Origin of the sequence: Bilifractor sp. HCP3S3_D3 (assembly GCF_052063915.1) — a bacterium.
Classification (GTDB): Bacteria; Bacillota; Clostridia; order Lachnospirales; family Lachnospiraceae; genus Bilifractor.
Genome location: NZ_JBQHWP010000013.1, coordinates 36,545 through 55,226, shown reverse-complemented (window position 1 = coordinate 55,226; position 18,682 = coordinate 36,545). Strand labels below are relative to the sequence as shown.

The following is an 18,682-nucleotide window of genomic DNA, read 5'->3' as shown; positions in this document are numbered from 1 at the left end:
ATATTGGAATGTACTCGTAAAAAGTATATATAAGGCATCCGGCAAACACAGAGAAAAAGTGGAAATACCGATACGTGCAGTAACGATCTCGTCGGTCTCGCGCGAGGCAGGTGTGTATGAAGGAACAGATCGGAAAGGTACAATTGCATATTCTGGGGGAAGATGAAATCCCTGCACCGGAGGTTCCGGGTGCTGCGAAGATCCCCGGAAAGGCAGCGTCAGAAATTTCCGGGACACAGAGGGAAAAGGCAGATGAGAAGGAACTGATGGAGATCCTTAGAACCTGCCCGGAGGATCAGTACAGGTCTGTGCTGCAGGAACGCAAGAACGAATTCCTGCTTGAGGAGCTTTCAGGCCTGAGAGCGAATCTTGTGCGCGCCTTTGCCGTACCGGACGGCGAATCTGTTCTGGAAGCAGGCTGCGGGTGCGGCGCGATGACCGGTACACTGGCAGAAAAATACCGGGAGGTCGTCAGCTGGGATTCCGATGCGGAGCGATGCAGAATCAATGCGTACCGGAACAGAGACCGGGAGAATGTGACACTGTATGCCGGCGATTTCCGGGACTTTTGTAACGAAATCCATTCGGATCATCCCGGGAACAGCTTTGATCTTATCACCTGTATTGGTCCGATGCAGAAGGCTTCCCGGATTATCCCGGGAGATACGCCGTGCCGGGCTATGGTGCATGAGCTTCTTTCTTTTCTTGCGCAGGATGGAATCCTGCTGATTCTCTTGAAGGAAATCCGGGAGTATCGCCAGCTGATGGAAGGCAGCGTGCTTTCCGGTTACCGGACCATCTTATACGAGATCCGTCCGGACGCGATGTTTCCCATGGAGATCACGGGTGAACAGTGGCTTTCGGAACATCACCCCGGTGGCGAAGCCTGTAGGACGAAAGACGAAGGCAGACCGGCGCTTCTTCTGATTCAGGGCGCGCAGCGGGCAGCCGATACACTGTTGTACGCGAAGTTCTCCGGAGAAAGAGCGGGGAGATATGCTCTGTATACGGCTGTATATGAGAAGTATGGCGGATTGCCGAGCAGAGAGACAGGCGGCGTTGAAGCACCGGGCCTTTCAGATCAGATTGGCGAATGCGGACCGCGGCGCGCCGGAATGAACACAGATGGAAGTCAGCGATATGTGGAGAAGAGGGCACTTACGAAAGCTGCGGCTCCTCATGTGAGCCGCATCAGCGAGCTCTCCGGGAAGCTTTCAGAGATGTACCGGGGAAGATTGAAGATCAATCGCTGTGAGAAGACGGATATAACAGGAACCGTACGGATGGAATATCTCACCGGCGAAACTTTTGAGGAATATCTGGACCGGGTTCTTGCGAAGCAGGGACCGGATGCCTGTGAAAAGGCTCTTCTGGAGTATCTCGACATGGTTGTTCCGAAAGAGCTGGAGAGCGCGTTTGAGATGACAGATTCCTTCCGGGAAATCTTTGGAGAAATACCCGGCGAAATTTCCGGTGGAATACCCGGGGAGTATGAAATACATTCTCTGAAGACGCTGCCGGTGTCGGACGTGGATCTGATTCCGGCAAATGTGATCAGAAGCGGCGGGAGCAGCACCCTCATCGATTATGAGTGGAGCTTTGATTTTCCGGTTCCGTCAGATTTCCTGAGATACCGGATCCTCTTTTATTATCTGCGCTCCGACAAGAACAGGCAGGAGCTTGCTCAGAGCGGCATCTGGCAGAAAGCCGGACTGACCGGGCAGAAACGAAAAATATTCGCGGCAATGGAGGACTCTTTTCAGAAATGGCTCACGAGAGACAGAATCCCGGTGAGAGATCTTCGCGCCGGAATTTCGTCCGAAGTGTTACACACGGGAGACGGGGACCGGAGCCTGCGGGTATATTATCCGGCACGGGACGGGTCGGAAAACTATTCCGAGCTGCGTTCGTCGGACTATCTGATGAGGAATGGAAAGCTCTCCGCTGACCTTGAGGTTCCTCAGGGAATGACGATGATCCGTCTGGATCCGGGAGACCGGCCGGGAATTCTGCGCATCCGCAGCCTGACAATTGACGGAAGACCTCCGGAGCTTATCCGCACAAATGGTATTCCGGTTTTCCGGGAATCAGAAGCCGGAGTGGAAGAGATCGGACCAGTTCCATCCGGAAGACCGGTATTTCTGTCCGCGATCTATTTTGGCAGCGATGATCCGAATTTCACAATCAGATGGAACAGGGATCATTCATCGGCCAATTGTTCCCAGACAGTTTCCGTCGATTTCAGCTTCACGGAGGTGGAAGGTGATTTTATCCGTCCTCTTTTGGAGCTTCAGAGTCAGCGGGTGGCGTCCGCATCATCAAAACACCATAGAAATGGAGGATTTCTTCATCGGCTGAAGGGCCGGAAGAACTGAACAGCCTTTATGATAAAGTACAATATTGATGAGACGAAAACAGATGAGGAAGTCCTGACCGCCGCCGGCTGGGCGGCATGGATCAGCGGAGAAGGTGAGGAGAAGGCTCTGACCCATACAGAAATCCGGGTGGAACGGAAGAGCGGGAGAGCGGTCGCTGCCGATGTCAGAACCTTGTACCGTTCTGATGTGATTCGCGCGCTTGGAGGCTCGGAAAGCGACGAGATGATGGGATTTCAGATCCGGTTCAGGAAGGAAGAGGACGAGAATCAGTACACCCTTATTTTTACCTCTCCGGGCGGAACGGAATCGGAGAAATATCCGGTGGATTTCCGCACCGTAAACATGCTCAGCCGTCAGGAGAACCGCCATTATGAGGGAGCGGCAGACATGCTGAAGCATGTCAGCAGGCAGCTGATCGCGGATGATTTTCAATACCTGAGGCAGTTCGGCCCCAGAAAGTACGCGGGACTTGTGGTCCGGAGACTGAACAGCTCCGACAGAATTCCCGCATATGAGAAATGGGCGAAGCAGAACGATGCCAAAGCAGATGAACTGGCAAAGCAGAGAAAATATCATTTCGCCTATGAGCCAAAGATCAGCATCGTTATTCCGGCATACCGCACCAGAAAGAAATATCTCAGAGAGTTGCTGCAGTCGATCGAGAAGCAGACCTACAGGAATTGGCAGCTCTGCATCGCTGATGGCAGCGGTGAGGACGCCTGTGTAGAAGAAGTGGTGAAAAAATACACGGCAAGGGATCCTCGGATCTGCTACCGGAGGCTCGAAAAGAATGAGGGAATCTCCGGCAACACCAATGAAGCTCTGAAAATGGCCGACGGGGAGTATATCGTGCTCTGCGATCATGACGATGTGATTCCGCCAAACGCTCTTTTTGAGCTTGTGAAGGCGCTTCAGGACCGGGAGGTTGATATTGTATACACCGACGAAGACAAGATCTCCATGGATTCTTCAAGGCGTTTCGACCCGAACTTCAAGCCGGATTTCAATCCGGATCTCCTGTGCAGCACGAACTATATCTGCCATCTGTTCCTTTTTCCCAGAAGCTTCTATGAGAAGTACGGCGGGTTCCGGAAGGAATTCGACGGGGCGCAGGATTATGATCTGATTCTGCGATATACAGAAAAAGCTGGAAAAATTTGTCATATTCCGAAGATTCTCTATCACTGGAGAAGTCATTATGGCTCGACAGCGGACAACCCGGAGTCTAAATCGTATGCTTTTGAGAACGGAGCCAGGGCGGTCAGGGAGCATTACGAAAGACTCGGTATCCCTGCCCGCGTCGGGCATGGGGTATTGGCCGGTACTTATCATACCATGTATGACTGGGGCGAAGAGCCCCTGATTTCGATCATTGTTCCGAATAAGGATCATGTCGGGGATCTGAAGAAATGCATGGATTCTGTCGACAGCAAATCGATCTATCGGAACTATGAATGGATCATTGTTGAGAACAACAGCACCGAGGCGGAGACATTCCGATATTACGACTCCATCCGGGACCGGAAGAATGTTACCGTTCTGACCTATAAGGGAGCATTTAATTATTCCAGAATCAATAACTTCGGAGTGAGACACGCCAGAGGGGAGCTTCTGCTGCTCCTGAATAATGACACGGAGATGATCCGACCGGAGAGCCTGAAGGCGATGGCAGATCTCTGCCTCAGAGAAGATGTGGGGATCGCGGGAGCAAGGCTTCTGTATCCGGACCGCACGATTCAGCATGCCGGGGTCATCGTCGGATTCGGAGGCGTTGCGGGACATGCCTTCTGCAACCTCTCCTCACGGGATCCGGGTTACATGGGCCGTGCCGTGATGACACAGGATTACAGCGCGGTTACCGCCGCCTGCCTTATGGTGAGAAAAGAAATTTTCGAGGCGGCGGGAGGACTCACAGAGGAGTATGCGGTCGCTTTCAACGACATCGATTTCTGCATGAAGGTCGGAGCACTCGGGAAACGCATTGTGTACGAACCTTCTGCGGAGTTTTACCATTATGAGTCCAAATCCAGAGGGTCAGAGGATACCAGGGAAAAGGTAGAGAGATTCCGCTCCGAGGTGGAGCGCTTCGAGTCCACATGGAAGGATTTTCTGGCGAAGGGAGATCCCTGCTACAATCCGAACTTTTCTCTGACGATCGGACCATTCTGCCTTCGACAGGAGACCGGAAAATGAATCTTGTATCGAAAACCTTTCATTACCTGAGAGAAAACGGCGTCCGCGATACCGGAAGAAAAATAAGCAACTGGTATCAGGTTCACTTCACTGCGGAGAATGACTATAAGGCGTTTCGGAGAAGAAACGAGACGGGGCCACTGGAGCTGAGACGGCAGAGAGAACGCCGCTTTGAGCATCCGGTTACCTTCAGCATCGTCGTACCGCTCTACCGAACGCCGGAAAAATTTCTCAGAGAGCTGATCGAGTCTGTGGAGAAGCAGACATATCCGCACTGGGAGCTCTGCCTGGCGGACGGAAGCATCGCGGGAAAAAAGATAGTGAATCCGGAAGGGGAGAGGCAGGCCGCTCCCGCCGTGAGTCCTCTACGTGATATTCTTGAGGAATACGTCCGGAAGGATTCCAGGATAAAAGTGAAGTACCTGGAGGAGAATGCGGGAATATCGGGAAATACGAATGCCGCGCTGGAGATGGCTGCCGGTGATTTCATGGTGCTGTGCGATCATGACGATCTGCTTGCGCCGGATGCGCTTTATGAATGCGCCGACGCCGTCAGTAAGGACCCGGAAATAGATATCCTCTACACAGACGAAGATAAAATCAGCTACAGAGGAGACCGATATCTGGAACCGAATTTCAAGCCGGACTTCAATCCGGATCTTCTGTGCAGCACAAATTATATCTGTCACCTTTTTGTATTCCGGAGATGGCTCTATGAACAGTGCGGCGGGTTTCATTCGGAATTTGACGGGGCGCAGGATCAGGATCTGATTCTGCGTTATACGGAGAAGGCCGGAAGAATCTGTCATATTCCCAAAGTACTGTACCACTGGAGAAAAAGTCCGGCTTCCACCGCGGCTGACCCTGAGCATAAGCGCTATGCCTTCGAAAACGGCGCAAAAGCAGTAACTGCTCATTACCGGAGGATCGGCGTTCCCGCAGAGGCACGGATCGGAGAGGTGCTCGGCATATACCGCACAGTCTACAGATGGACGGAACAGCCGCTTGTATCTATCATCGTCCCGAATAAGGATCATGCCGGGGATCTGAGACGATGCATCGAATCTGTGGAAGAAAAATCTGTGTACCGGAATTTTGAGTGGATCATTGTAGAAAACAACAGTACGGAAGAACAGACCTTTTCTTATTATGAAGAGCTGAAGAAAAAGGCAAATACCCGGGTAGTGGTCTGGAAGGGCCCGTTTAATTTTTCCGCGATCAATAATTTCGGAGCCGGATTCGCCAGAGGAAGATACCTGTGGCTTTTGAACAATGATACAGAGATGATCCGGCCGGAGAGCATGAAGGATATGCTTGATATCTGCATGCGCAGCGATGTGGGAATCGTAGGCGCAAAGCTGTACTATCCGGATGATACCATTCAGCACGCGGGAGTGATCATTGGAGCCGGCGGAATTGCCGGACACATGTTCACGGGTCTCGGGCGCGGTCTGGCCGGATACGGACTCCGGGCCATCTGCACCCAGGATCTGAATGCGGTAACAGCGGCATGTATGATGGTAAAAAAAGAGGTGTATGACAGGGTCGGAGGTCTGGATGAGAAATTTCAGGTCGCGTTCAATGACATCGATTTCTGTCTGCGTGTTCGGAGGGAGGGATATCTGGTTGTATATGACGCAGGTGCGGAATTCTACCATTTCGAATCAAAATCCAGAGGCCAGGACAACACGGGGGAAAAACTGAAGAGATTCCAGTCGGAGATAAACCGGTTCGCGGAGAGATGGAAGGATCTGCTTGTTCAGGGAGATCCTTATTATAATCCAAATCTTTCAATCAGACAGGCGGATTTCAAACTCCGGGTGGGAGATGAGAAGTGGGAGCTTCCGGTTGTGTACCGGGAATAATATTTTTATATCATAAATCCCTGCTGTATAGTATAATATAGGTAACTCATTACGGAAATAAGTCGGGGAAAGTGCGGCAGTTATATTACTCAAAATATGGATTGTGCAGAAGGGAGATCTTATGGGAAGAAAAAATCTGTTTAAACTTGTCACAATATTAACGGCCATTGGAGTGATATCTGCAGCATGTCCGGTTTATGCAGAGGATACAGCAGCTTCTTATATATCTGCCGAAACCGGAGAGACGGATGACTCTTTGGATGGCACATCAGGCAGTGCGGAGAATAGCAGCGATGCCGCGGAGAACAACACGGCGAAGTACAACACGGTTACATCTGCGGATAATGGAGTGGAGAATATATCATCCGAAAATATCGGTACACCAGAAAATGGAACCTCATCTGAAGAAGATTCCGGTGAGAAGGCGGGCGATAACACCTTGACAGATGCTTCGAATGAATCAGTTGAAGCAGAAATCGTGGGGACAGATTCCGTATCCGCATCCTCGGAAACCACGAGCGCGACTGAGGAATCTACTGAAGAAGAGAGGGAAGAGACAGAGGAGAAAGACGACAAAGACGACGCTCAGGAGATACCCGTTGTCAGCTATGCCGCTCATGTTCAGCAGAAGGGGTGGCCGGCGGAGGATGCCGTTTCCGGAACAGAAGCTCAGACTTATGCGGGATTTACGGGCAAGGGTCTTCGTGTTGAGGCAATCAGGGCCAGCGTGAAAGGCGACCAGAATCTCGGCATCACATACAACACTTATGTGCAGCAGAGAAGATGGACCGGATGGCAGAGCGACGGGGCGGTCGCGGGAACGACGGGACAGAGCCTCAGGGTCGAGGCAATCGTCATGAAGCTGACCGGATCCGATGCGGACAAGTACGATCTCTATTACCGCGCGCATGTGGAGAGCTTCGGGTGGCTTGCGTGGGCGAAAAACGGCGAGCTGGCCGGAACAACGAATCTGAGCCGCCGCGTCGAGGCGTATGAGGTCGCGATTGTGAAGAAGGGAGAGGCGGCACCTGCGAGATCTTCCGCCCGGAACGCTGCTTATCTCACTGCTCCGACAGTAACCTATCAGACCCATGTGCAGAGATACGGATGGAATCTGGGAGAGGTTTCGAACGGCGCTCTCGGCGGGACGACCGGACAGGGGCTGCGGATGGAGGCGCTGAAGATCCATCTGAACAAGACGACCGGATTCACGGGCGGTATTTCGTACTGCTCCCATATACAGAGACTCGGATGGGAACAGAACTGGAAGACTGACGGAGCACTGTCCGGAACAGAAGGAAAGGGACTTCGCCTGGAGGCGGTCCGGATCCGGCTGACCGGTGAGATGGCAAATTTGTTTGATGTGTATTATCGTACGCATGTGCAGAGATTCGGCTGGACCGGCTGGGCGTCAAACGGGGAGGACTGCGGATCCGCCGGTTATGGGTATCGTCTGGAGGCGGTTGAGATCCGCATAGTTGCCAGGGGAAGCAGCGCACCAGGAAGTACGGCAAATACATTCTGGAAATATGTCAACCCTCACGCTGGTATGGATGCTATAGCGCAGGGATATTCAAGCTCTACCGGGTATCTTCTGATGGTTGACCGTTCCGCTCATCGGACAGGCGTGTATACAGGAAGCAGGAATAACTGGCAAAACCAGAAGTACTGGCTTTGCTCCAATGGAAAAGCATCGACGCCTACGATTACCGGTGTATACAGACTGGGGATAAAGGGACTTTATTTCTGGAGCGGCAACACCAAATGCTGGTATTACAGCCAGATTTCCGGAGATTATTTATTCCATTCCGTAATCTATGATGGGTCTTCTTCGCCGGTCCGCATTCTGGATGGAACCCTGGGCGCAGCGACATCTCACGGCTGCGTGCGGCTTGCGCTTGAAAACGCAAAATATATTTATGATAATGTGCCTACCGGTACAACGGTTGTGATTTATAACTGAAGGCAGGCCGGTTCACACTGTGTGTGGGGGATGTGTCTCATCTCCCACGCATATCCGCACTTCCGTGCGGGCTGGGGCGGCAATGAAGCCCCTGTCTTCAGGAATAGAAGACGTTGCTGAAAATAAATGCAGAATCTGCCGAAAATAAATGTAGAATCTGCTTGACAATAGAAGAACGTTTTGATATGATCTTACTCGTTGGTGAGAAACACCGACGGATTGCTGATATAGCACAGGTGGTAGTGCGCATCCTTGGTAAGGATGAGGTCACCAGTTCGAGTCTGGTTATCAGCTGTAATGAGATTTCCCCGGAAGATCTGTCTTCCGGGGTTTTTTTTACGCGAACAGTGAGCCTCAGCCGAATGCGAAGTATTCGTGTGCGGCGAGCGTCGCGATAGCGAGATAAAACTCGCGCAGCGTGTTTTATCTCGTTGTAACCGCTTTTTGAAGGACTGGCAGATTACATTTTCACCGGCATATTTCATTGACGTTTTACTTCACAGGCATTACCCCGGTTAAGAGCATCTGAATTGTAAAAAAATACCGGGTAAAAGTCCGCTAATCCTATAAACATAAAATATATTTGCATATCGTACATGCAATGGTATAATTTTTAAATCAGATGACAGCATGGGCGACGTAGACGTAATTGAAAAACTTTTCGAACCGGATCCCGGCTGCAACACGGATATTGATGAAGGCGTTTATCTCAAAAGAGGGGATCAGAGATCATGGATGATAAAATCACATTTGTACTGAACGACGAAGCAGGACAGCATGAGAGGGACACAGTCGAATCAGAGGATATGAAAAAGCTGACCTCTGTTGTGGCACCGATTGCTGACAAATACAACATTCAGGGGCCCGCTCTCTACGTTGTGTATGATGACAATATTCAGGGAGAAGACGGTACTGTATGGGGCGGAGAATTTCTGCTCGGAGACAGAGAACATATATTGAAGATTCAATACACGAAGGAACCGGATGACAGTGGGGAGACTCTTCATGCGGTCCCGATGCATGATGAACTGGACGAGGAAGAGAAGGAGCCGGAGGTCGCGGAGCGCAGCGGCAACTACATTCGTATGGGGTGTCTGCAGCCGGTTCAGCTTCTCGGAGGCAGGGACGATACGAAAAACGCGCAGATGGTACTTGCCTGCATGATGAATGATGCGGAGGACAGAGGTCTGATCTGGGAGGATTATGAGTCAGATCAGATTCTCGATCCGAATCTGCACCAGACGATCGCAATTGCACTTGACGCGGGAAGAGACACTTATATCTCAACGTCACTGCTGCGGCTGTTCGATGCAGCCGCGGCAGTGCTCGGCATCTGCGAGGAGAATACCTATCCCGGTGAATGCGCAGAGAGGCTTGTGGAGGCAGCCAAAAATGCGGTCAGCAAATGGAATGACGGTACATTTGGAATGGCGGCACATCAGATTGATGTTCTCAAGAACCGGTATCCGGTAAGGATGATTCTAGAGAAGAAAAACGGCGAGTGGATTGCTGACGGCCCGCGTCTGATCGGAGATCTTCGCATGGCAAAGGACGGCGGCATTCCGACGGATGAGCTTGCACTGGAATTTCATGACGCGGTAGCGGAGATGACGGTCAAGATGTGTGAGAATATAGTTGCCGATGCTTCCGGGAATGGAATTCAGGTAAACCGTGTCGTGCTGAGCGGAGAAATTTTTGTTGACGATATACTGAGGGAGCGCACGGTTAAAGGACTTCAGGACAAGGGATATCAGGTGTATTACTGAGACGGTACAGCCTTGGCGGAGCCGATATGGTTCGACTTCGGGACAAGGGATATCAGGTGTATTACCGAGAACGGAACGGCTCATATCCTGCAGGGAATGTTGAATTTGACAGGAGACATCTTTTCTTATATAATCTAATGGTTGTCTGGCCGGGTGCGCAGATAATGCGCTTTTTCCGGCAGGGAAGTATCCGAACTTCCGATTCAGCCTGTTTTGCTGCAGAAGCGGTATACAAATCAGAATTTGGAGAATATATGGAAAAGAAGGATTTCAGCTGCTTCTGGAGAAAACACTGGAAGCTGTTCGCTTATATCGGCGTACTTGCTGCCGCTGTGCTGCTGATCTGGTTCGCGTTCGGCGATATGATCCCGCAGTATCTGAAATTACTGCGCGGCGGCGATGAGAAGGAAATTGAATCGTTTATCAATAGGGAGGCTTCCTGGAAGGGCCCGCTGTCGATCATCGTGCTGGCTGCGCTTCAGGTTGTCAGTATAGTCTTTCCGGGATTTGCAATTCAGATTGCATCCGGTGTAATCTATGGCTGGTTCCATTCTTTCTTGATGTGCTACTTCGGCTTTTTGCTGGGAAACCTTCTGGTGTTCTTTTTTGCGAGAAGGATGGGGAACCAGATTGCCGGATTCGCGCCGGTGAAGAAGAACAAGAACAGTTGGATCAAGGAAAAGCTGAAGACGACCAAACCGGAGTTTGTGGTTGCTTTTGTGAACCTGCTCCCTATTCTTCCAAATGGAATTATTCCGTATATTGCTGCTGGATCTTCGATCACGACGCTTCACTATTTTATTGCGATTGCTGTTACAAGCTGGATACAGATTTTCTTCAACTGCCTCGCGGGCGGGTTCATCAAGCACGGGCAGTATCTGTTCATGGTGCTTGCGCTGGGATTCCAGATCTCTGTTCTGATTTTTGTCACCCTGAAGAGAAAATGGCTGATGTCGTTGATTCCCGGCGGAGACGAGTCGGAAGAGGATGAACCGGATTCGAAAATCGGCCTGTCAAAGCATATCAAAACAGACAAAGAGAAGAATGACACAGCTGTCTGATTATCTGTATCGTATCATGTGATGCTGAATGGAGCTTTCTTTTCCAGGCAGTGGCGGATATATCTTTTTCTTTTCATTTTGTTGGAAAAATTTTTCTTGCTACAGGTAAATTCTGTGAGTCTGTTTCTGTGTATGCGGAGACAGGCTTTTTTTATGGGATGAGACGGTTTTTCCGGAGATCAGCAGCCATCCACGCAGGCACCGTTCCGCTCTGCTATGGATGTGAAATTATGCTGTGGATGCGGAGCTCTGCTGTGGTTGTGAAATTAGGCTATGAAGGTGGTGCCTTGCAACTAGGAAGAAAAACAGGCAGACCCCGCTGCGACAAAAGGCGCGTATCCGATTACTCGGATACGCGCCGAACAGTGGGGGCAACGAGGATCGAACTCGTGACCTTTCGCGTGTGAGGCGAACGCTCATCCCGGCTGAGCTATGCTCCCATCAATACTCAGGTTATCACTTTTTCCATCAAAATGCAATGAAAATTTGTCAGAAAATTCAAATTTTGACGCAAACTTAAGTCACTGCGGCACAAGCCCGGGCCCTTGCGATGCAAGCTCACGCCTTGCACGCAAGCGCAAGTCTTTGCAAAGGAAGATATCGTGCAGGATGACAGTTTGTATGAAAGGCAGATGAAGGCAGCCGCGGGGCAAGGTTATGCTTTGAAAAATGAAAAAGTTATGATATGATGTTATCTCAGTGAAAGACTTTAGATATCTGCCGAAACGGTGTACGTCCCGGTGGATAAATGATACAGGAATCGAGGAGGAACTGACACAATGGCGATCGAAGAAACTTCTAAAGAACAGGGGTCGGGTGAGGCGGAAAGAGAAGTCGTTTCCCGGAACTTTATCGAGCAGGAAATCGATAAAGATCTGAAGGAAGGCAGATATGACACGGTTATGACACGCTTTCCGCCAGAGCCGAACGGGTACCTTCACATCGGCCACGCAAAGTCGATCCTTTTGAATTATGGCATCGCGAAGGAATATAATGGTCAGTTCAATCTCCGTTTTGATGACACAAATCCCACAAAGGAAAAGGGAGAATTTGTAGAGGCAATCAAGCGTGACGTGGAGTGGCTCGGTGCGAAGTTCAACGGTCCGTTCTTTGCATCAGACTATTTTGACAAAATGTATGAGGCTGCGCTCAAGCTGATCCGCGATGGAAAGGCTTATGTCAGTGATCTGTCCGCTGATGAGATTCGTGAGTACCGTGGAACATTGACGGAGCCGGGAAGGGATGATCCGAATCGGAACAGAAGCGTAGAAGAGAATCTCGATCTGTTCGAGCGGATGAAAAACGGCGAGTTCGAGGACGGATCAAAGGTTCTCCGGGCGCGAATCGATATGAAAGCGGCGAACATCAATATGAGAGACCCGATTATCTACCGGATCGCTCATCTGCATCACCAGAATACGGGAGACAAATGGTGCATTTATCCGATGTATGATTTTGCCCATCCGCTGGAGGATGCCTTCGAGGGCATTACCCATTCTCTCTGTACGCTGGAGTTTGAGGACCACCGGCCACTGTATAACTGGGTGGTGGAGAACGTGGGCTTTGCGCACCCGCCGAGGCAGATTGAGTTCGCGAAGCTCTACCTGACCAATGTAGTCACCGGTAAGAGATATATCAAGAAACTGGTGGAGAACGGAACTGTCGATGGTTGGGATGACCCGCGTCTTGTCACCATCGCCGCGCTCCGCAGAAGAGGATATACGCCGGAATCGATACAGAAGTTTATCAGCCTTGGAGGAATTTCGAAGGCCAACAGCTCCACAGACTATGCGATGCTGGAGTACTGCATACGGGATGATCTGAAGACCAGAGTTCCCAGAATGTATGCGATCCTGGATCCGGTAAAGCTGATTATTGACAATTATCCCGAGGGGCAGACCGAGGAGTTTACGGTTCCGAACAACCCGGAGAATGAGGCGCTGGGGAGCCGCACGGTTACTTTTTCCCGTGAACTGTATATCGAGCGGAATGATTTTATGGAGAATCCGCCGAGGAAATATTTCCGGATGTTCCCGGGCAATGAAGTGCGCCTGATGCAGGCTTACTTTGTAAAGTGCGTTGATTTCCGCAAGGATGAAAATGGAAAAATCACCGAGATCCACTGTACCTACGATCCGGCGAGCCGCGGCGGCAACAGCCCGGACGGTCGAAAGGTGAAGGGAACGATCCACTGGGTGAATGCAGCAGATGCGAAGCCTGTGGAGATGCGTCTCTATGAGAATCTGATCGATGAGGAAAAGGGCGTGTACAATGAGGACGGCACGATGAATATCAATCCGGATTCTCTTGAGGTTCTCCAGGGAGTGGTCGAGCCCGCTCTGGCAGAGGCAAAGCCCTATGAGAGCTTCCAGTTTGTGAGAAATGGTTTCTTCTGTGCTGACGCGAAGCTGTCGAAGTCCGGAAAGCCGGTGTTCGGCAGAATCGTATCGCTGAAGAGTTCCTTCAAGCTTCCGAAGGCATAAGAGAATCAGAGAAACTTCAGAAGGCATAAGAGAATCGGAGAAACCTCAGAAGACGTAAGAGGTCCGGAGAAACTCCGGAAGGCACAAGAGGTCCGGAGAAACTTTCAAGACATAAGAAGTCCGGAGAAGTCTTCAAGGACATAAGAAGTCCGGCGCAGACTGACGCTGATATTCATTACAAAAAGGCTGCTGTATCACTGCTTCCTGCAGGTGCGGCAGCTTTTTCCTGTTTTTATACCGAAAATGCTGTTTCGCAAAAAATGTCCTTAATGGCGGAGAAATAATGAAGAAGTATATCTTCGATTGTGTTATCCTGATACGAAGAACAGGCGGGAGTTGTCCGGGTCAGTAACGGAGAATGAAGATGACTCTGCAGGAAGTAAAATCCTGGAAGGCGGGATCTTTGAAAGTGTTGCACACCGGGGATTTCCGGAAGAGAGAAAGGAAGAGCAGGAAATGATAAAGGCATGTATTTTTGATCTTGACGGTACACTTACGAAGACGCAGGAGTCCATTGCGCGTCCGGTCAATATGACACTGGAGCATTTCGGGCTTCCTGCGATGCCGGTGGAGAATTACAATTACTACGCGGGGGATGGCCTCGACAACGCACTTAAAAGAGCACTGAAGGATGCGGGTGATCCGGAGCTGAAACATTATGAGGAGGGAAGACCGCTGTGCCGGAAATGGTTTGTCGAGAATTCGCTGTATCATGTGAAACCTTACCCGCACATTGTGGAGATGCTGAAAGAACTGAAGAAACGGAAGATCCGCCTTGCTGTATTTTCCAACAAGATGCATCAGGGAGCAATCGATGTGGTGACGGCAATCTTCGGACCGGATACCTTCGACCATATTCAGGGACAGACCGACACTGTGCCGATCAAACCGGATCCGCAGGGGGTCTATGAGATTCTCAGGGAGTTCGGGGTGAATAAGACAGAGGCACTGTACTTCGGTGACACCAATACCGACATGCTCACAGGTCATAATGCAGGCCTTTTTACCGTCGGGGTGACATGGGGGTTCCGTCCGAGAACGGAGCTTGAGGAATATCGGGCAGACGATATTGTCGATGATCCTATGGAGATCGTTGATCTTGTGGATCGATTTAATTCGAGGGGAAAGGAAAATGTCAGATAAAAGAATTCCATCGATAAGAATTCCGTCGAATATCCGTCTCATTGCAAGTGATTTGGACGGGACACTGCTTCAGGGAGACGCACAAAGGCTGAAACCCAATACCTGCGAGCTGATTCACAGGCTGACTGACAGAGGAATTATTTTTCTCGCAGCGAGCGGAAGACAGTATGCCAATCTGCAGAGACTCTTTGCTCCTGTTCGCAGCGAGATCGCGTATCTCTGCGAGAACGGCTGCCTCAGCTTCTATGAAGGCGAGATGGTGCACAGAGTGACCATGGACCGGGCACTGGGACAGGAGATCATGCGCGAGATCATAGGGACGCCGTCCGCCGAGGTGCTCCTGTCGGGAGTGAATACAAGCTACATTCAGCCGAAGGACATGAGCTATTATTATCATATGCGGGATGTGGTCGGCAACAATGTCACACTGGTGCCGGATATTCTGAAGACGGAGGAGCCGTATTTCAAGATTTCCATCTACGAGAGGAACGGTCTTACCGATGAGGAAATCGCGTTCTGGCAGGAAAGATTTGGAAGATACGCAACGGTTGTTACGGGCGGAAATGACTGGCTCGATATCATGCCGCTTCATGTGAATAAGGGAACCGGAATCCGGAAACTGCTGGAGAAGCTCGATGTGCGGCCGGAGGAATGCATGGCCTTCGGGGATAACTATAACGATATGGAGATGATGAAGCTGGTCGGCTGGCCGGTTGCGGTGGACAATGCCAAACCGGAAATTCTCGCCGCAAGCCGTGACCATACGTCGACGGTGGAGGAATACCTTGAGAAAATATTGTCAGGCGATTTTAGCGGATAATGTTGCTTCGCATCGCTCCATGCTCATACCTGTTGTCGTCGCTAATGTTCTTACCCACTGGTGAGCAAGCTCCCCGCGGGCCAAGAACATTGCGACTGGACTTATACAGTACCGGCTATACGATACATTGTGCCACACACTGTATAAGTCCCCGCGTCACTTCGCTGCTTCGCAGCTTCCGTGCCGCTAACAGGTATGATCATTCTCGCGTTGCTTGGCATCGCTCCATGCTCATACCTGTTGTCGTCGCTAATGTTCTTACTCACTGGTGAGCAAGCTCCCCATGGGCCAAGAACATTGCGACTGGACTTATACAGTACCTTACTAGCACTCGATAAAAACGAGTGCTAATTTTTCCTTGACTTTCTGTAATAAGGGTACTAATATAACACTTGTCGGGTATAAAATGAATACCGGTCATAATGACAGAAATCACAGCCGGAATGGTCCGCGAAGTCGGGTTTCCACAGACAGCGGATCATCAGCGGCGATAACATAAATATCCATTTTCCTGACGGGGATATGTCACGAAAATGAAGGATCAAAAGTGAAAAGGAGTGTGTATTAGTATGGAAATGAGACATGGAAATCTGTCGATTAACAGCGACAACATTTTTCCAATAATCAAGAAATGGATGTATTCGGATAAGGATATCTTTATCCGGGAACTGATTTCGAACGGATCCGATGCCATAACCAAGAGAAAAAAGCTGGATGCCGTAGGTGAGGTAAGGCTTCCGGAGGGATATAAGCCGAAGATCACAGTATCGGTTAACGATAAGGAAAAAACACTGAAATTCACCGATAACGGAATTGGTATGACAGCGGACGAGGTAATCCGTGACATCACAGAGATTGCTTTTTCCGGCGCGACGGAATTTCTGGAAAAGTATAAGGATAAGGCGGACAGCGACCAGATCATCGGACATTTCGGACTCGGATTCTATTCTGCATTCATGGTAGCGGATCTGGTGGAAATCGATACATTGAGTTTCCGTGAGGGAGCGGAGGCCGTTCACTGGGAGTGCGACGGCGGTACAGAGTATGATATGAGCGAGGGCACCCGTACCGAGGCAGGGACAACGATCACACTGCACCTGGCAGAGGATAGTCTGGAATTCGCCAACGAGTACAAGGTACGTGAAACTCTGGAGAAATACTGCTCCTTCATGCCGGTAGAAATTTATCTTGAGAATGAGACGAAAGAGCCGGAGACGGAGATCATCGATGAAAAGGACCTCAAGGATACCGATGTTGTCATTGAGCATATCCATGAGGACGCGAAGTACGAGGAGAAGAAAAATGATAAGGGCGAGACCGAAAAGGTCGAGACCAGCCCGGAGAAAAATCAGGTAAAGATTCAGAAGCGGCCGGTATCCATCAGTGATACGCATCCACTGTGGACAAAGCAGCCCAGTCAGTGCACAGATGAGGAGTACAAGGAATTTTACCGCCATGTATTCCTGGATTACAAGGAGCCGCTGTTCTGGATTCATCTGAATATGGATTATCCGTTCCGCCTGAAGGGCATTCTGTACTTCCCGAGAATCAACACGGAATACGAGTCCATTGAGGGAAAAATCAAGCTGTACAACAACCAGGTATTCATCGCGGATAATATTAAGGAAGTTATCCCGGAATATCTGCTCCTGCTCAAGGGCGTGATTGACTGCCCGGATCTGCCCCTCAACGTCTCCCGTTCTGCGCTTCAGAATGACGGTTTCGCGCAGAAGATTTCCGATTACATCTCAAAGAAGGTTGCGGACAAGCTCTCAGGCATGTGCAAGACCAAGAGAGAAGAATATGAGAAATACTGGAACGACATCAGTCCGTTCATCAAGTTCGGAACGCTGAAGGATCCCAAGTTCTCTGAGAGAATGATGGACTACATCCTCTATGAGGATCTCGACGGCAAGTATCACACGCTGAAAGATATCATCGCCGCCAATACTCCTGAAAAGACTGAGGAAGAGAAAACAGGGGGAAGCGCAGAAGACAAGAGCAAAGCGGCAGATGCGAAGGAATCTGAGACGGGTGCCGATGGTGAGAAGAAGCCTGAGGCAGAAGCTTCAGAAGAGAGTAAATCCGGTGAGGCGGACCAGAAGGACGACAAGAAGGATGCACCGAAGATCACGATCTATTATGTGACAAATGAGGTGCAGCAGAGCCAGTACATCAACATGTTCCGGAGCCAGAAGAAACAGGCTTATAAGCTGGTCCATACCATCGACGCTCCGTTTATCTCCCATGTGGAGCAGCTGAATGAAAATCTTCATTTCCAGAGAATCGATGCGGATCTCACCGATGATATGAAGGAAGACAGCGAATCTCTGAAGGAAGAGAGCAAGGATCTGCAGGAGCTCTTCCGCAAGGTTCTGAACAAGAGTCAGCTGTCCGTCCGGGTGGAGAATCTGAAGGATCCCAGTGTTTCAGCCATGGTCACGATCTCCGAGGAGATGCGCCGTTATAGCGAGATGATGCGCATGTACGGAATGGCGGACAAGAACATCAACGTGGATGAACTCGAGGGACAGCAGACACTTGTTCTGAATGCAAAGCATCCGCTTGTGAAATATGTATTCGAGCATAAGGCATCCGAGGATGTCAGCCTCTTCTGTGAGCAGCTTTATGATCTGGCAGTTATCAGCAACCGCGCTCTGACTCCGGATGAGATGACAAAGTTCATCAGCAGGAGCAATGAGATCATGGTAAAGCTTGCAGAGAACGCGAAGCCAGCGGGAAAAGCCCAGATCAAAAAGGCAGATACAGCAAAGAAAGAAGTGAAAGCGTCGGAGAAGAAGGACACCAAGGCACCGGCCAAGAAGACTTCAAAGGAATCAAAGGACGAGAAGAAATCTGAATAAGCAAGATTGAAAGCAGAGCGGGATAAAAACGCGAGGTGGGCGTTTTTCCCGCTCCTTTTGTGTTCGCGCAAAACATTTTCCTGGTATTCGTATAAAATATTTCCTTGTATTTACACAAAAAAACACATTCCGATATTTGTACAACA

At 50.2% G+C, this 18,682-nt stretch carries 10 protein-coding genes and 2 tRNA genes; 11 read left to right on the top strand and 1 reads right to left on the bottom strand.

Annotated elements, in window-relative coordinates; all coding sequences use genetic code 11:
* The first annotated feature begins 116 nt into the window (after positions 1–116).
* The 7 genes from ACTNDI_RS09200 (at position 117) to ACTNDI_RS09170 (ending at position 11,226) form a co-directional block, all read left to right on the top strand.
* Positions 117–2,375, top strand: a complete 2,259-nt coding sequence (locus ACTNDI_RS09200; protein WP_441100685.1) for a methyltransferase domain-containing protein — start codon at positions 117–119, stop codon at positions 2,373–2,375.
* Between the two features lie 9 nt (positions 2,376–2,384).
* On the top strand, positions 2,385–4,571 hold the full coding sequence (locus tag ACTNDI_RS09195; protein WP_441100684.1) for a glycosyltransferase family 2 protein: 2,187 nt from the start codon (positions 2,385–2,387) through the stop codon (positions 4,569–4,571).
* A complete protein-coding gene (locus ACTNDI_RS09190) occupies positions 4,568–6,436 on the top strand; it encodes a glycosyltransferase family 2 protein (protein WP_441100683.1) in 1,869 nt (622 codons plus the stop codon). The genes ACTNDI_RS09195 and ACTNDI_RS09190 overlap by 4 nt, the downstream gene beginning before the upstream one ends.
* 121 nt (positions 6,437–6,557) lie before the next feature.
* Positions 6,558–8,399, top strand: coding sequence for a L,D-transpeptidase family protein (locus tag ACTNDI_RS09185; RefSeq protein WP_441100682.1), 1,842 nt, complete (start codon positions 6,558–6,560; stop codon positions 8,397–8,399).
* Positions 8,400–8,620: 221 nt separating this feature from the next.
* Positions 8,621–8,693 (top strand) — tRNA-Thr (locus ACTNDI_RS09180).
* A gap of 437 nt (positions 8,694–9,130) precedes the next feature.
* Positions 9,131–10,165 carry a Kae1-like domain-containing protein gene (locus tag ACTNDI_RS09175; protein ID WP_441100681.1) on the top strand — a complete coding sequence of 345 codons (1,035 nt, stop codon included), beginning with the start codon at positions 9,131–9,133 and terminating at the stop codon, positions 10,163–10,165.
* Positions 10,166–10,419: 254 nt separating this feature from the next.
* Entirely contained in the window at positions 10,420–11,226 is an 807-nt protein-coding gene (locus tag ACTNDI_RS09170; protein ID WP_441100680.1) for a TVP38/TMEM64 family protein, read from the top strand.
* 366 nt (positions 11,227–11,592) lie between these two features.
* On the opposite strand, the gene ACTNDI_RS09165 is transcribed toward ACTNDI_RS09170, so the two are convergent.
* A tRNA-Val gene (locus tag ACTNDI_RS09165) sits at positions 11,593–11,666 on the bottom strand.
* Positions 11,667–12,005: 339 nt separating this feature from the next.
* Between ACTNDI_RS09165 and ACTNDI_RS09160 the strand changes: the two genes are divergently transcribed.
* From ACTNDI_RS09160 to htpG, 4 genes are all read left to right on the top strand, one after another.
* Positions 12,006–13,709 carry a glutamine--tRNA ligase/YqeY domain fusion protein gene (locus tag ACTNDI_RS09160; protein ID WP_441100679.1) on the top strand — a complete coding sequence of 568 codons (1,704 nt, stop codon included), beginning with the start codon at positions 12,006–12,008 and terminating at the stop codon, positions 13,707–13,709.
* A gap of 456 nt (positions 13,710–14,165) precedes the next feature.
* Entirely contained in the window at positions 14,166–14,852 is a 687-nt protein-coding gene (locus ACTNDI_RS09155; protein ID WP_441100678.1) for an HAD family hydrolase, read from the top strand.
* Entirely contained in the window at positions 14,842–15,672 is an 831-nt protein-coding gene (locus ACTNDI_RS09150) for an HAD family hydrolase (protein WP_441100677.1), read from the top strand. The genes ACTNDI_RS09155 and ACTNDI_RS09150 overlap by 11 nt, the downstream gene beginning before the upstream one ends.
* Before the next feature lie 569 nt (positions 15,673–16,241).
* Entirely contained in the window at positions 16,242–18,536 is a 2,295-nt protein-coding gene (gene htpG / locus ACTNDI_RS09145) for a molecular chaperone HtpG (protein WP_441100676.1), read from the top strand.
* The last annotated feature ends 146 nt before the right edge of the window (positions 18,537–18,682 follow it).